Origin of the sequence: Pseudomonas sp. PD9R, assembly GCF_019200975.1 — a bacterium.
In the GTDB taxonomy this organism is placed as follows: Bacteria; Pseudomonadota; Gammaproteobacteria; order Pseudomonadales; family Pseudomonadaceae; genus Aquipseudomonas.
The window spans coordinates 207,974-222,141 of sequence record NZ_JAHTMR010000002.1 but is presented as its reverse complement, the minus strand read 5'-3'; the positions used below and the strand labels follow the sequence as shown (position 1 = coordinate 222,141).

13 protein-coding genes are annotated in these 14,168 nt (G+C 58.7%); 4 read left to right on the top strand and 9 right to left on the bottom strand.

Features of this window, described 5'->3' with window-relative positions; translation table 11 throughout:
* Positions 1 to 285 precede the first annotated feature (285 nt).
* Positions 286 to 2,598: a 5-methyltetrahydropteroyltriglutamate--homocysteine S-methyltransferase gene (metE, locus tag KUF73_RS05480; protein ID WP_218437045.1), complete on the bottom strand. Its 2,313-nt coding sequence runs from the start codon at positions 2,596 to 2,598 to the stop codon at positions 286 to 288.
* Positions 2,599 to 2,717: 119 nt separating this feature from the next.
* Here metE and metR point away from each other — a divergent pair, with 119 nt between their 5' ends.
* Positions 2,718 to 3,635, top strand: a complete 918-nt coding sequence (gene metR / locus KUF73_RS05475; RefSeq protein WP_218437044.1) for a transcriptional regulator MetR — start codon at positions 2,718 to 2,720, stop codon at positions 3,633 to 3,635.
* Between the two features lie 101 nt (positions 3,636 to 3,736).
* Here the strand turns inward: metR and KUF73_RS05470 are convergent, their stop codons facing one another.
* From KUF73_RS05470 to KUF73_RS05460, 3 genes are read right to left on the bottom strand one after another with little or no spacing between them, the layout of a single operon-like run.
* On the bottom strand, positions 3,737 to 4,243 hold the full coding sequence (locus KUF73_RS05470; protein WP_218437043.1) for a GNAT family N-acetyltransferase: 507 nt from the start codon (positions 4,241 to 4,243) through the stop codon (positions 3,737 to 3,739).
* A gap of 2 nt (positions 4,244 to 4,245) precedes the next feature.
* The gene (locus KUF73_RS05465; protein ID WP_218437042.1) at positions 4,246 to 4,884 is read right to left on the bottom strand and encodes a LysE family translocator; all 639 of its coding nucleotides are present in this window, start codon (positions 4,882 to 4,884) and stop codon (positions 4,246 to 4,248) included.
* Between the two features lie 22 nt (positions 4,885 to 4,906).
* Entirely contained in the window at positions 4,907 to 5,350 is a 444-nt protein-coding gene (locus KUF73_RS05460; protein WP_218437041.1) for an NUDIX domain-containing protein, read from the bottom strand.
* Positions 5,351 to 5,544: 194 nt separating this feature from the next.
* Between KUF73_RS05460 and KUF73_RS05455 the strand changes: the two genes are divergently transcribed.
* Complete coding sequence (locus KUF73_RS05455; RefSeq protein ID WP_218437040.1) at positions 5,545 to 6,015, top strand: hypothetical protein; 471 nt, start codon at positions 5,545 to 5,547, stop codon at positions 6,013 to 6,015.
* 118 nt (positions 6,016 to 6,133) lie between these two features.
* Here KUF73_RS05455 and KUF73_RS05450 read toward each other — a convergent pair whose 3' ends face one another.
* Both KUF73_RS05450 and KUF73_RS05445 read right to left on the bottom strand, forming a co-directional pair.
* Complete coding sequence (locus KUF73_RS05450) at positions 6,134 to 7,459, bottom strand: APC family permease (RefSeq protein ID WP_218437039.1); 1,326 nt, start codon at positions 7,457 to 7,459, stop codon at positions 6,134 to 6,136.
* Between the two features lie 174 nt (positions 7,460 to 7,633).
* Positions 7,634 to 8,455 (bottom strand): carbon-nitrogen hydrolase family protein, encoded by an 822-nt coding sequence (locus tag KUF73_RS05445; protein ID WP_218437038.1) that lies wholly within the window; start codon positions 8,453 to 8,455, stop codon positions 7,634 to 7,636.
* Positions 8,456 to 8,574: 119 nt separating this feature from the next.
* On the opposite strand from KUF73_RS05445, the gene KUF73_RS05440 reads away from it, so the two are divergent.
* Together KUF73_RS05440 and KUF73_RS05435 are read left to right on the top strand one after the other, a co-directional pair.
* Entirely contained in the window at positions 8,575 to 9,375 is an 801-nt protein-coding gene (locus tag KUF73_RS05440) for a helix-turn-helix transcriptional regulator (protein WP_218437037.1), read from the top strand.
* A 106-nt stretch (positions 9,376 to 9,481) separates the two neighbouring features.
* Positions 9,482 to 11,101 carry an FMN-binding glutamate synthase family protein gene (locus KUF73_RS05435; protein WP_218437036.1) on the top strand — a complete coding sequence of 540 codons (1,620 nt, stop codon included), beginning with the start codon at positions 9,482 to 9,484 and terminating at the stop codon, positions 11,099 to 11,101.
* Positions 11,102 to 11,199: 98 nt separating this feature from the next.
* Here the strand turns inward: KUF73_RS05435 and KUF73_RS05430 are convergent, their stop codons facing one another.
* The 3 genes from KUF73_RS05430 to KUF73_RS05420 are packed head-to-tail and all read right to left on the bottom strand — an operon-like array spanning position 11,200 to position 14,022.
* Positions 11,200 to 12,708, bottom strand: a complete 1,509-nt coding sequence (locus KUF73_RS05430; protein ID WP_218437035.1) for a glucosyltransferase domain-containing protein — start codon at positions 12,706 to 12,708, stop codon at positions 11,200 to 11,202.
* Position 12,709: 1 nt separating this feature from the next.
* Positions 12,710 to 13,651 (bottom strand): glycosyltransferase family 2 protein, encoded by a 942-nt coding sequence (locus tag KUF73_RS05425; RefSeq protein ID WP_218437034.1) that lies wholly within the window; start codon positions 13,649 to 13,651, stop codon positions 12,710 to 12,712.
* Complete coding sequence (locus KUF73_RS05420; RefSeq protein ID WP_218437033.1) at positions 13,648 to 14,022, bottom strand: GtrA family protein; 375 nt, start codon at positions 14,020 to 14,022, stop codon at positions 13,648 to 13,650. The genes KUF73_RS05425 and KUF73_RS05420 overlap by 4 nt, the downstream gene beginning before the upstream one ends.
* Positions 14,023 to 14,168 lie beyond the last annotated feature (146 nt).

Below are 14,168 nucleotides of genomic sequence, written 5' to 3'. Positions count from 1 at the left end.
CGCTGGGTGTCAGGCTTCACGCGTTATCGTTAACGTTCATCGCGAGCAAGCTCGCTCCTACGCCACCGCAAAACCTGTAGGAGCGAGCCTGCTCGCGAAAAACCCGAGAGCGCCGCTGGGTGTCAGGCTTCACGCGTTATCATTAACGCCCTTCGCGAGCAAGCTCGCTCCTACGCCACCGCAAAACCTGTAGGAGCGAGCCTGCTCGCGAAAAACCCGAGAGCGCCGTAGGGTCTCAGGGTTCACGCGTTATCGTTAACGTTCATCGCGACAGCGAGGCGAGGATCAAGCCAGTTGGCTACGCAGCTGGCGCGCTGCCGCCACCATGTTCACCAACGCCGCTTCGGTCTCGGGCCAGGCGCGGGTTTTCAGGCCGCAATCGGGGTTGATCCACAAGCGTTCGGCCGGGATGCGCTTCACGGCTTTGCTCATCAACTTGACCATCTCGGCCGTGTCCGGCACCCGTGGCGAGTGAATGTCGTAGACGCCGGGGCCGATGTCGTTCGGGTAGTCGAACGCCTCGAACGCTTGCAGCAACTCCATGTCCGAACGCGAGGTCTCGATGGTGATCACGTCAGCGTCCATGGCCGCAATGGCTTCGATCACATCATTGAATTCGCTGTAGCACATGTGGGTGTGGATCTGGGTTTCGTCACGCACACCACTGGCGCTCAGGCGAAACGCTTCTACCGCCCAATCGAGGTATTCCTGCCATTGCGCCCGACGCAGCGGCAGGCCTTCGCGGAACGCGGCTTCGTCGATCTGCACAATCTTGATCCCCGCGGCTTCGAGGTCCACCACTTCGTCACGCAGGGCCAGCGCCAGTTGCTGCGCCTGGATTTTGCGCGAGACATCTTCACGCGGGAACGACCACATCAACATGGTCACGGGACCGGTGAGCATGCCCTTCATGACCTTGTCGGTCTGGCTCTGCGCGTAGGTGATCCAGTCGACCGTCATGGCTTTCGGGCGGCTCAGGTCGCCGTAGATGATCGCCGGTTTGACACAACGGGAGCCGTAGCTCTGCACCCAACCGAAGCGAGTGAACAGGTAACCATCGAGCTGCTCGGCGAAGTACTCGACCATGTCGTTGCGCTCGGCTTCACCGTGCACCAGCACGTCCAGCCCCAGGCGTTCCTGAACCTGCACGGCGTGACGGATTTCGTGGTGCATGGCGTCGGTGTAATCGTTGGCCGACAGCTTGCCTTGCTTGAACGCCTGACGTGCCAGCCGGATCGAACCGGTCTGCGGAAACGAGCCGATAGTGGTGGTCGGAAACGCCGGCAGTTTCAACCGCGCACGCTGCTGCTCGATACGTTTGGCAAACGGCGAGTGGCGTTGGCTGTCCGCCGCGCCGATGGCGTTGATGCGGGCCTGCACTTCAGCTTTGTGGATACGTGGCGACTCGGCACGGCTGGCGGCGATGGCACGGCTTTCGGCCAGGGCGGTTTGCACTTTGGGCGCTTGCGGATCGTTCAGGGCATCGCGCAGTACGGCGATTTCGCCACACTTTTGCACCGCAAACGCCAGCCAGCTTTTCAGTTCCGGATCGAGTTTGTCTTCACGCTCCAGGTCCACCGGGCTGTGCAGCAGCGAGCAGGAACTGCTGACCCACAGGTTGTCGCCAAAACGTTCCTGGGCAAATTGCAGTTGCTCCAGCACCGGCTCCAGTTCACAGCGCCAGACGTTGCGACCATTGACCAAGCCAACCGAGAGAATCTTGTAGGTCGGCAGGCGATCAAGCACATGCAGCAGTTGGTCCGGCGCGCGCACCGCATCGATGTGCAAGCCTTGCACTGGCAAGCCAACGGCCAGGCCAAGGTTGTCTTGCAGGCCACTGAAATAGGTCGCCAGCAGTTTTTTCAGTGGCGAGTATTGAAGGATGTGATAAGCGCGTTCGAAGGCGCTTTTCCAGGCCTGTGGCAGGTCGAGAGTCAGGATCGGCTCGTCGATCTGCACCCACTCCACGCCTTGGTCGGCGAGGCGGTTGAGGATTTCGTTGTACACCGGCAGCAGGCGTTCCAGCAGATCGAGCTTGTCGAAATCCTTGCCTTTAGCCTTGCCCAGCCACAAGTAAGTCAACGGGCCGATGATCACCGGTTTGACGTTGTGCCCCAATGCCTTGGCTTCGTCGACTTCGTCGAACAGCTGCTCCCAGCTCAACTTGAATGACTGGTCTGCGGTGAATTCCGGGACCAGGTAGTGGTAGTTGGTGTCGAACCACTTGGTCAATTCCTGGGCGTATTGCGACTGGGCATGTTCGCCGCCGCAGCAGGTCGCGGTGGCGCCACGGGCCATGGCAAACAGAGTGTCGAGGGTCGGCAGGCCGCGCTCATCCTTGGCACTGTCGAAACGCTCGGGAATCACACCAAAGGTCAGAGAGTGAGTCAGTACCTGGTCGTACCAGGCAAAGTCGCCGACCGGCAGCAGGTCAATGCCCGCGTCCTTCTGCAACTGCCAATGGGTGGCGCGCAATTGGCGACCGACGCTTTTCAGCGCTTGCTGATCGAGATCACCCTTCCAGTAGGATTCGAGGGCTTTCTTCAGTTCGCGGTCAGCGCCGATGCGCGGGAAACCAAGTGTGTGGGCCAGAGCCATGGTGAATTTCTCCCTTTAAAAGAATGTGTAAAACATGGCGCTATTGTCGACAGCCAGACCAACATGAGACAAACTCAACCTTTTCGTGTTGATCACAAGTTTTCCTCATGGAGCCCCCGGTGCTTGAAATCCGTCACCTGAAGACCCTGCATGCCTTGCGCGAAGCCGATAGCTTGGTGGATGCGGCTGATCGCCTGCACCTGACCCAGTCGGCACTGTCCCACCAGTTCAAGGAGCTTGAGGAGCGGTTGGGGATGCAGCTATTTGTGCGCAAGACCAAACCGGTGCGTTTCACCAGCGCCGGTTTGCGTCTGCTGCAACTGGCCGATGCCACCCTGCCGCTGCTGCGTACAGCCGAGCGCGACATCAGTCGCCTGGCCGGTGGCACAGCCGGGCGCTTGCACATGGCGATCGAATGCCACAGTTGCTTCCAGTGGCTGATGCCGACCATCGACCAGTTCCGCGATGCCTGGCCGGAAGTGGAGCTGGACCTGGCGTCGGGTTTCTCCTTCGCGCCGCTGCCGGCCCTGGCCCGTGGCGATCTGGATCTGGTGGTGACCTCCGATCCGCTGGAACTGGTCGGGATCACCTATGTGCCGTTGTTCACCTACGAAGCGATGCTCGCGGTCGCCAACCAGCACCGTTTGGCGAGCAAGGCCTACATCGTCCCGGAAGATTTGCTCACGGAAACCTTGATCACCTACCCCGTGGAGCGCGACCGGCTGGACATCTTCACGCGCTTCCTGGAGCCAGCAGACATCGAGCCGGCACAGGTCCGGACCTCGGAACTGACGGTGATGATGATGCAATTGGTGGCCAGCGGACGCGGCGTGTGCGGCATGCCCCATTGGGCGCTGCATGAATACAGCTCACGGGGTTATGTGAAGGCCAAGCGCCTGGGCGAGAAAGGTTTGTTTGCGACGCTGTATGCAGGGATTCGGGCGGACATGCTGGATGCGCCGTACATGCGCGATTTCTTGCTGACGGCCAAGGACACATCGTTTTCGACATTGGACGGCGTCAGCGCCGTCCGCTAGGACGCAATCAACATGTAGGAGCTGCCGCAGGCTGCGATCTTTTGATCCTGATGTTTAAGATCAAAAGATCGCAGCCTGCGGCAGCTCCTGCATGGATACCTTTATAGCGGCGAGACTTCACGCCACATATGGATCTTGTCGAAGTAATCCTCGCCCACCCGCACTGCCATCGGTTCCAGCCCGAATTGCACAAAGCCACATCGCTGGTACAGGTTGAACGCCTGGTCGTTGCCAGCGGTGACGGTCAGCTTGATCAGCCGCAACCCCTGATGGACCTGCGCTTCAGCGAGGGCGGCCTGGACCAGTTGATAGCCGAAGCCGCGCTGCCGGACATTGCCCCTCACGTACATGCCAAACAGTGTCACTTTGTGCCGGGCCTTTTCCCGAGGCTCGAACGCCAGCCCGACAATACCTGCCAACCCGCCCTCTTCGAACGCTCCGAGTACCACATCGAGCTTGTTGGTCAGGCGCGATTCCCACCAACTCAGCGGCATCGCGGCGCGTTCGCGCACGCTCGACGTGAACGCCTGCGGGTGCAGGTCATAGGCTTCGAGCATCAGTTCCCGATAGTCCAGAGCATGCCTGGCATCCAGCCGCTCGATCCACATGGTCAGGCCATCCGGCGCTGTTCAAGCATCAGCCGCAACGCCAGTGCCGACAGCACGAAGCCCATGAAGTAGCGCTGCAGCGCCAGCCAGCTCGGGTTGTTGACGAACCACGAGGCGATGCCCGAGGCGAACAGTGCGATCAGCAGATTGACGCAGAAGCTGACACTGATTTGGGTCAGGCCCAGCACGATGCTTTGGGTGAACACCGAGCCATGTTCGGGCGTGATGAATTGCGGGAACACCGACAAATAAAACACCGCAATCTTCGGGTTCAGGGCGCTGGTCAGAAAACCCATGGTGATCAGTTTTCGCGTCGAGTCCGGCGGCAATTGCCGGGCTTCGAACGGTGAACGGGCACCGGGTTTGACCGCCTGCCAGGCCAGCCACAACAGGTACAACGCGCCGGCCCATTTCAGCACTTCATAAGCCACCGGCACCGCCAGAAACACCGCCGTCAAACCGGCCGCCGCGGCGAACAGATGGACGAAGAACCCCGAGACCACACCGAGCAACGAGGTCACGCCGGCCTTGCGGCCCTGGCAGATCGAACGGGAGATCAGGTAGATCATGTTCGGGCCCGGCGTCAGTACCATCAGCAACGCGGCAGCGGCGAAGATCAGCAAATCTTGAAGCGGGATCATGGCGGGTCCTTTGCGTAAATGATCAGGCGATCGCGGTCAGCGAAGCTCGATAAAACGGCAGGATCAGCTCCCGTGTCAATGGCGCCAGCGTGACATCGACGTCGGTGGCGGGGTCGATCCAGATCACCTCTTCGATCTCGGCGGCGGGGGAGACATCGGCATCGATTTTCAGCAGAAAAATCTCCGCCCTAACGACATGACCAGGCTCGTTGGCGGCCGGTGCGGAAAACTGCCCCAGAAAAACTGCCTGCGCCGGATCAATCTCCAGACCCAGCTCTTCTTCCAGTTCGCGGGCCAGCGCATGAACCGGCAGCTCATGGGCTTCGATCTTGCCACCCGGTTGCATGAATGCCTGGGTGCCGCGCTTGCGCACCAACAGGGTTCGACCGTCGGAGCCGATCAGCAGGGCGGCGGCAATGTGGATGAAGGCGGATTCGCTGAGAGATGCATCAGAAGAAAAAGACATTGCTGAACCAAGGTCTGTTTTGGAGGGGTGTAAAGAATCCCACGCCTTTACAACTCGGCCAAGGATTGAATCCCGACAAAGACCGGAACAGTCTGCTTACAAGCCCGGAAATTTCCCACGAACGAGTTTGGTAGCGTGCTTGCACCGTTTTTTAACGGTTGTCCGCCAATTCCGCCGCCAAATGGATCACCTGCATGTCCGACATTTCAACGCTTAAAGAAAAAATCAACACCAAGACATTTCATCTCTTTCTGCTTTGCATCGTGACGCTGGGGCTCTACCCGCTTATCTGGCTGTACAAAGCTTCTACGGCAGTTGAAGAGACTACTCATATCAAGGTCATGAGCATGACTTTCCTGATTGGCTACCTGGTTTTGCTGGGTGTGGGCTGTGTAGTGGCCATGTTTGTGAGTCTCTTCATTCCCGGGTTAGTCCTGTTATGGAACGTTTCGATTTTGTTGGTTCAGATCGTTTGGTGTTTTCGCGTAAGACGGGCAATCAGGGCTTACACCCTGACTGAACACAATTTCGAGCCACGGATAAACCGTGTCTTTTCGGTGTTGTTCACCTTTTACCATATCAACTACTGCATCAATGCCCTGCCCAATGACAAACAGAAACACGAGCGAAAGCAGCAGCTGACGGACAACTCCGTCGAGGCATGAAACTCGCCTACCTGTAGGAGCTGCCGAAGGCTGCGATCTTTTGACTTTGTTTTTTAAAGACAAGCTCAAAAGATCGCAGCCTGCGGCAGCTACTACAGGGGTCAGGAAAATCCGTTGCTTACGTGGCTTCCTGGAAATCCATCTCCGGTGGCTGGCGACGGAAGCCGCCAGTCAGTACCGCCAGGTACACCACGCCAATCGCCAACCAGCTCAAGCCGAGGTAGATCGCCAGGTGATCGAGGCTGACCATCAGCCACAGGTCCGCCGCGAGGCCGATGAACGGGAAGATCAGGAACAGCACCAGCTCGCGCAGGCCTTTCTTCTCGCCGCCGATCCAGTAGTGGAAGATCACCGACAGGTTCACCAGGCTGAATGCCAGGAACGCACCGAAGTTGATGAACGAGGTCGACGTGGTGACGTCCAGTTTCAGTGCCAGCAACGCTACCACCGCGCACAGCAGGATGCTGTTGATTGGCGTACCGAAGCGTTCGTGCAGCGTGCCGAAGAACGATTTTGGCAATACACCGTCGCGACCCATGGCGTACAGCAGTCGCGAGCCGCTGGCCTGCGCCGACAAGCCTGAGGCGAATTGGCCGACGATCAGGCCGATCAGGAAGATCGAGACGAACAAGTCACCACCGACGTTTCGGGCAATTTCATAGGCTGCCGAGTCGACGTTGTCGAACTGGAATGAGGGATGAGCGATCTGCACGAAGTACGACACACCGACGAAAATAAGGCCGCCGATCAGGGTGATCAACATGATCGCCCGTGGAATGGTGCGACGTGGGTCGCGGGTTTCTTCGGTCAGGGTGCTGACTGCATCGAAGCCGAGAAACGAGTAACAGGCAATGGCCGCGCCACTCATGATCAACGGCATCTGCATGTCACTATTGAAGAACGGTTTGATCGACCACAATGGCGTGCTCGCATCGCCACCGACGTAGTGCACACACAGCGCCACAAAAGCGATCAGCACCAGGAATTGAATCAGCATCAGCAAGGCGTTGATGCCGTTGGCCAGTTTCAGGCCGACGATGTTGATCGCGCTGGTGATGCCGATGAACGCCAGCACCCAGATCCATTGCGGCACCGCCGGGAACGCGGAGTTGAGATAGGCGGCGCCGATCAGCCAGATCGCCATGGGCAGGAACAGGTAATCCAGCAGTACCGCCCAACCGGCAATGAACCCGAGTTTCGGGCTGATGGCTTTGCGCACATAGCTGTAGGCGGAACCGGCTACCGGGAACGCCGAGGCCATGCGGCCGTAGCTCATGGCGGTGAAAAACATTGCCACCAGCGCCGCGAGGTAAGCGGCCGGAACCATGCCGGCGGTGGATTGAGCGAGGATGCCAAAGGTGCCGAGCACAATGATCGGCGTCATGTAGGCGATGCCAAACAGCACCACCGACCCTAATGACAGGGTGCGTTGCAAACGAGCCATGAGCGACTACTCCGGAATTATTAGATTTATGGCAGAGCCGAGTTCGGCGCAGAGTTTCGTATCTTGTGTTGTTGTTCTTCGGTGGTGAATCGTTAAAAGATCGCAGCCTTCGGCAGCTCCTACATTGATCGCATGGCCCTGTAGGCGCTGCCGCAGGCTGCGATCTTTTGATCTTCAGCCCTTGGGAATCATCAGCTCCCGCAGTCCAGAAGCATGCTCAACCATCGCCCCCGGCAGCTTCAGCCGCTGATCATCCAGATAACGATAATCCTGCCGCGCCGCCGTCAACTGCTTCAGGTCCAGTTCAACTGCAAACTGCCCTTCGTCGCGTCCGGCCTCGAACAGCAGCGTGCCCAGCGGATCGACCAGTGCACTGCCACCGGCGAACAGCAGACCGCCATCGCCCTCTTCCACCCGGTTGACCATCAGCGCAAACGCCTGGTTTTCCTGGGCGCGGGCCATGATCGCGGTGCGGTGCGTCGGGCCGTAGGGGTCCATGTTGCCGTTGGTCACCAGCAGCAATTCCGCGCCCAGTTGCGCCAGAGCGCGGGCGGTTTCAGGGAATTCGATGTCGTAGCAAATCAACAGGCCGACGCGCACGCCCTTCCACAGGCAAGTGGCATAGCGATCACCGGCCTCATAGACACCGCGATCCGACGCCCACAAATGCGTCTTGCGATATTTCAGCGCGATGCCTTCCGGGGTGATCAGCAGCGTGGTGTTGTAGAAACGGCCGTTGTCGTTCTCGGCGGTGCCGACGACCACGGCAATCTTGCGTTCACGGGCGGCGGCGACAATTGCGCTGACGGTCGGACCGTCCAGCGGTTCGGCAACCTCGGCCACCGTCTCGGCTGAAGGGAAGCCCATCAAGTGGCTTTCCGGAAACATGATCAACTGCGTGTCGGCGGCGCAGGCTGCAATGGCCGCCAGGGTGCGTTCCAGGTTGTAAGCCGTGTCGTTGTCACGGCCCGCCAATTGGGCGAGTTCGACTTTCATGGGTAGTCCTTGTTCTAAACGCCGGTAAGATTGCCCGGTCGCTGTCTGTGCGCCAGTATGCGCAGCAAGCAAGTGGCCGCGAAATCACGCTGCCGGGGTAACACGATAGGGGTAGATGCATGACACTCTCGTTGGACGACATCGCCTGGCACCGTTCGGTCGGGCATTTGATCGACGCCTTGGACAAGCCCAATTTCTGGGCGCAGCTGGTGCGGTTGCTGGATCAGTACGTCCCCTGCGACAGCTGGGTGGTCCTGCTGTTCAGCGCCGATCAGCACCCGCAGGTGTTCGCCGAAAGCCCCGGCGAGGATGGCAGCCCCGATCAGTTGTTCCAGGATTACCTGCGCGGCCTGTACCTGCTTGACCCGTTCTACATCGCGTGCCGCGAACAATCGCGCACCGGGTTGTATCGTTTGTCGGAAGTGGCCCCGGAGCACTTCGAACTGACCGAGTATTACCAGCGCTACTTTCGTGTAAATGTCGTGGCCGATGAAATCCAGTTTAATTGCCAGCTTCAAGGCGACCGCACGCTGTGCCTGTCACTGGGCAGCAAACAGCGTTTCAGCGCCGAGCAGATTGCCTTGCTGTCGTTGATCCAGCCGTGGGTATTGGGCCTGCTGCGCCAGCGCCTGCCGTATGAAATCAACGAAGTGGTAGCACTTGCTCCGGCGCCGGTACAAGGCGACTGGCGGGTGCAACTGGAAGCGTCGGTGCAGCAACTCAAAGGCGCGCAGTTGACCGCCCGGGAGCTGGATGTCGGGCGCTTGATGCTCAGTGGCTGCTCCAGCAAGGAAATCGCCCGCAAACTGGAAATCTCCATCGAAACCGTGAAAGTCCATAAGAAACACATGTACAGCAAGCTGGGGATCAAATCCCAGTCCGAGCTGTTTTCGATTTTTCTCCAGGCACAAAATGCCTGAAAAGATCGCAGCCTGCGGCAGCTCCTACATAGATTGCATTCCCCTGTAGGAGCTGCCGAAGGCTGCGATCTTTTAAAAATACCGAGTCCGAACCCAAGGAAACCGTATGAGCCTGTCACTCCTGAGCCGCTACGCCTTCTTTGCCGTCTGTGTGATGTTTACCCTCGCCAGCCTGCCTTTTCTCGACCACGATTGGCTTTGGCCGATCACTGCCGTCACGGGTGCCCTCAGCCTGATCGGTATTTTCGATCTGCTGCAAAGCCCTCACGCGGTGCGCCGTAATTACCCGATCCTCGGCAATATTCGCTACCTGGTCGAAGCCATCCGCCCGGAAATCCGCCAGTACCTGCTCGAATCCGACAGCGATGCCCTGCCCTTCTCCCGGTCCCAGCGCTCGCTGGTCTATTCGCGGGCCAAAAATGAAAGCGCCGACAAACCGTTCGGCACCTTGATCGACGTGTACCAGTCGGGTTTCGAATTCATCGGCCACTCCATGCGTCCGGCGCCCTTGAGCGATCCGAACGGTTTCCGCGTGATCGTCGGTGGCCCGCAATGCACCCAGCCGTACTCGGCGTCGGTGTTCAACATCTCGGCCATGAGCTTCGGCTCACTCAGCGCCAACGCCATTCGCGCGCTGAACCAGGGTGCCAAGCTCGGCAACTTCGCCCACGACACCGGTGAAGGCAGCATCAGCGCCTATCACCGCGAACACGGCGGCGACCTGACCTGGGAACTGGGCAGCGGCTACTTCGGCTGCCGCACCAGCGACGGGCGTTTCGACCCGGAACGCTTCGCCGCGCAGGCGCAAACACCGCAAGTGCGCATGATCGAAATCAAGATGAGCCAAGGCGCGAAACCCGGCCACGGCGGCATCCTGCCCAAACACAAAGTCACCAAGGAGATTGCCGAAACCCGCGGCATCCTCATGGGTGAAGATTGTGTTTCACCGTCCCGGCACAGTGCGTTTTCCACGCCGATCGAACTGATGCACTTCATCCAGCAACTGCGCGAACTGTCCGGCGGCAAACCGGTGGGTTTCAAGTTCTGCCTGGGTCATCCGTGGGAGTTCATGGGTATCGCCAAGGCCATGCTGGAAACCGGCATCCTCCCGGACTTCATCGTGGTCGATGGCAAGGAAGGCGGCACCGGCGCCGCGCCGGTCGAGTTCACCGACCACATCGGTGTGCCGATGCGCGAAGGTCTGCTGTTCGTCCACAACACGTTGGTGGGCCTGAACCTGCGCGACAAGATCAAACTCGGTGCCAGCGGCAAGATCGTCAGCGCCTTCGACATCGCCAGCGTCCTGGCCATTGGCGCCGATTGGGCCAACTCGGCGCGCGGCTTCATGTTCGCCATCGGTTGCATTCAGTCGCAGAGTTGCCACACCAACAAATGCCCGACCGGCGTCGCGACTCAGGACACGCTGCGCCAACGGGCGCTGGTGGTGCCAGACAAGGCCCAGCGCGTCTACAACTTCCACCGCAACACGCTCAAGGGCCTGGCCGAAATGCTCGCTGCTGCGGGTCTTGAGCATCCGTCGCAGTTGTCGGCCAAGCACTTGGTACGGCGCATGTCGGCGACCGAGATCAAGTTGTTCTCGCAGTTGCATGTGTTCCTCAAACCGGGGGAATTGCTGACGGGTGAAGTCAACGGCGAGTTTTATTCGCGGATGTGGCAGATGGCGCGGGCGGACAGTTTCGAGCCGAACGAGATCGCCGCTGCCTGACCCAAACGTCAAAAGATCGCAGCCTTCGGCAGCTCCTACAGGGTTGGGTTTGCACTCGATCAATGTAGAAGTTGCCGCAGGCTGCGATCTTTTGATCTTCACCAACGCAGCGTTTTAACTGGGACCGGCTCTTTGAAGACGATAAAACCGTAATCGCCGATCAGGTAAATCCGGTAGTACTGACTATCCACCAACGGCACAAACCCCTGATACCCCACCAACGTCGCGTTACGCCGCTCCCGCTCTGCAACCACGTTGGTGATTCCCACGGTCGGCAGGTTTTCGGCCAGCATGAAATAGTCGACGTTCAGCAAATAGTGCAGCACCGGCAGCTGTTTGAACGAGCCCGAGGCCGACACCAGCCAGTGATCGGAATACGTCACCGACATATAAATGCGCTTGGCATCGCGCAGCGGTTGGTGGCTGGCCATATCGTGCTCAAGGCTGAACAACGCGCCACTGGCGAAGGTTTTCTGCAGCGTCAGCACTCGCCCATAAGCAAACGACAGCGACAGCATCGCCAGCAGTGGCACCATCAACAGCAGCGGCAAGCGCTCGTGGATAGGTGCCAGCGCCCTATGGCTCAAGTAAAACAACAGCACCAGCAACACCGCGAACCCCATCAAGGTCCTGGCGCCTTCATTGAAGTCGCGAAAGAACAGCGCCACACCGGACACCAACAACATCACGACCGGCACGGTCAGCAAACACAACAGGCCGATCAATAGCTTTCTTGGCCCGCTGTCCTTGCGATCAACGACGCTAAAACCCAATCGAACCGCACCGGCAATGGCGCACAACAACAGGCCGGCAAACACCCAGGCAAATCCGCCATGGAACAGCAGCACGACGCTTTCCAGCACCCGGGCAATGTTGATGTGGATTTGCAGCAAAGGCTCTGCCGCCTCGTTCAGCAGCTGCGTGCGGCTTTGCCCCATGAACGGATAAGCAGTAACGCCGTAGATCAACCAGCCCAGCACGACTTGAGCGAGTCTCCAGCCGATCAAACCGAGCCACTGCGGCCAGGCCACCCTGTCACTTGCGGCCCTGAGCAGTTCCAGGCAACACAGGCCCACAAACACGTTCAGACTGATCTGATAAAGCCCCACCGCGAGCGCAATCAGGCAGGACGGCACCAGCCATTGCACACCGCGCGAAGGATGGCGGTAGGTGATCGCGTAAATCACCGCCACCACGCTCAAGACCATGATCGGGCCGTCGTATTGATAGGACAGGTTTTGCAGGAAGAACGGGTTGTACCAAAGCGGCAACAGCACCAGGCAATGGGCAATGGTCGGCTGAGGGTAGTAATGAAAAGTCAGGCTGGTCAGCGCCCAGGACATGGCTAGCGTGGCGATCAACAACGGCAACGGAAAAATGTTCGGCGCGGCATTGCTGAAGGTCAGCTCGTTGTAAAACAGTTCCGCGAACAGTCGGCCCTCCTTCGCCCAGGCCATACCCGCCGACAGCGAACGCCAATTGTCATCGATGTAAGGAAAGTCCGCGAGGATCAATGGCAGCACATACACAAATGTCGCCAACAGAAAAAACAGCCAGACTTGGCGGCGCCCGAGTTCCTTGATGAAAAAATCGCTGAACCTGCCCATGTCAGGGCCCGCGCCGGTCTTTGCCGCCAACGATATCCTTGACCACATAGCGCGGCCGATGTTTTGCCTCGATGTAGATCCGGCCGACGTACTCACCAAGGATGCCAATGCCGATCAGTTGCACGCCGCCGAGAAACAGAATCGCAGTCATCAATGACGGATAACCGGGGACATCGTTGCCGAAGAAAATCTTGTCCAGTGCCATGTACACCGCGTAAAGCACCGCGAAGATCGACACAAAACCACCAACGTACGTCCATAAACGCAACGGCACGGTACTGAACGAAGTCACGCCTTCCAGGGCCAGGTTCCACAGTTTCCAGCCATTGAACTTGCTGTTGCCCGCCACCCGCCTGGCCCGCTCGTATTCCACCACCACGGTATTGAACCCGGCCCAGGACAGCACGCCCTTCATGAACAACTGATGCTCGGGCAGTGCACGAATCACGTCGACTACCTTGCGGTCCATGAGGCGAAAATCACCGACGTTTTCTTCGATCCGGGTGTACGAAATCCGATTCAACAAGTGGTAAAACAACGCCGCGCTGTGGCGTTTCAAGTAACCGTCGGCGGTGCGGTCGCGACGCTTGGCCAGCACCACATCGGCACCTTTGTGCCATTGTTCGATCAGCAGGGGGATGACGCTGATCGGGTCCTGCAGGTCGACGTCCATGGGGATCACCGCATCACCGCTGGCATATTCCAGCCCTGCAAACAGCGCCGGCTCCTTGCCGAAATTACGCGAGAAATTGATCAGCATGACCTGCTCGTCTGCCTGCGCCAGCGCCGTGACCTGCTCAGCCGTATGATCGGAGCTACCGTCGTTGATAAACACGATTTCAACTTCGACTTGCTCAAGTCGCAACTCGCGCCGTACAGCCTCATAAAACAGGTTGATCGCCTGTTCTTCATTGAACACCGGAACGATGAGCGAGACTTTCATGCATCACGCTCGCGAAACACTACGTACTTGGAGAACAGGAAACCAAACACCAGGCTCAGCGCTGAAAACAGCGCCACGGTCAGTAAGCCATGCAATCGCCACAGGTCACCGGCATAGCCGACGCCAAAGCTCAGCGTGCCCATGGCCGCCATAAACAGCAGATAGCCGCTGACCGAACCCTTGGCATCAAAGGTGTAGATGGCGTTCATGTAGAAGGAAAACGAGGCGGCAACGCAGAATGCTGCAAGATTGCTGACAGCCTGACGCAGGCCGGCTGCAACGCTGAGCAGGAAGAAGACTTGCCAGTGAATCAGCGTGTTCGCAACACCAATCACCGTGTAGCTGGACAACCCTTTCCACACCCGTCTCATGTTGACGATCCTGTGCGAGTACGCTGCATTCCCCATAAGTATTTGAGCTTGTTTACTGTCAGAAATCGTAGATACAGACGTCTTTCAGACCAGCGGTTATGATCGCCAAAAGCGTCAGGAGACATTCCGAAATATCCCGACTTTGC

What these genes read in the sequence shown, in the direction of transcription:
- KUF73_RS05455 (WP_218437040.1), top strand. Translation starts at nt 5,545, where the DNA reads ATGTCCGACATTTCAACGCTTAAAGAAAAAATCAACACCAAGACATTT.
- KUF73_RS05430 (WP_218437035.1), bottom strand. Translation starts at nt 12,708, where the DNA reads ATGGGCAGGTTCAGCGATTTTTTCATCAAGGAACTCGGGCGCCGCCAA.
- KUF73_RS05465 (WP_218437042.1), bottom strand. Translation starts at nt 4,884, where the DNA reads ATGATCCCGCTTCAAGATTTGCTGATCTTCGCCGCTGCCGCGTTGCTG.
- KUF73_RS05460 (WP_218437041.1), bottom strand. Translation starts at nt 5,350, where the DNA reads ATGTCTTTTTCTTCTGATGCATCTCTCAGCGAATCCGCCTTCATCCAC.
- metE (WP_218437045.1), bottom strand. Translation starts at nt 2,598, where the DNA reads ATGGCTCTGGCCCACACACTTGGTTTCCCGCGCATCGGCGCTGACCGC.
- KUF73_RS05440 (WP_218437037.1), top strand. Translation starts at nt 8,575, where the DNA reads ATGACACTCTCGTTGGACGACATCGCCTGGCACCGTTCGGTCGGGCAT.
- KUF73_RS05445 (WP_218437038.1), bottom strand. Translation starts at nt 8,455, where the DNA reads ATGAAAGTCGAACTCGCCCAATTGGCGGGCCGTGACAACGACACGGCT.
- KUF73_RS05420 (WP_218437033.1), bottom strand. Translation starts at nt 14,022, where the DNA reads ATGAGACGGGTGTGGAAAGGGTTGTCCAGCTACACGGTGATTGGTGTT.
- KUF73_RS05450 (WP_218437039.1), bottom strand. Translation starts at nt 7,459, where the DNA reads ATGGCTCGTTTGCAACGCACCCTGTCATTAGGGTCGGTGGTGCTGTTT.
- KUF73_RS05435 (WP_218437036.1), top strand. Translation starts at nt 9,482, where the DNA reads ATGAGCCTGTCACTCCTGAGCCGCTACGCCTTCTTTGCCGTCTGTGTG.
- KUF73_RS05470 (WP_218437043.1), bottom strand. Translation starts at nt 4,243, where the DNA reads ATGTGGATCGAGCGGCTGGATGCCAGGCATGCTCTGGACTATCGGGAA.
- KUF73_RS05425 (WP_218437034.1), bottom strand. Translation starts at nt 13,651, where the DNA reads ATGAAAGTCTCGCTCATCGTTCCGGTGTTCAATGAAGAACAGGCGATC.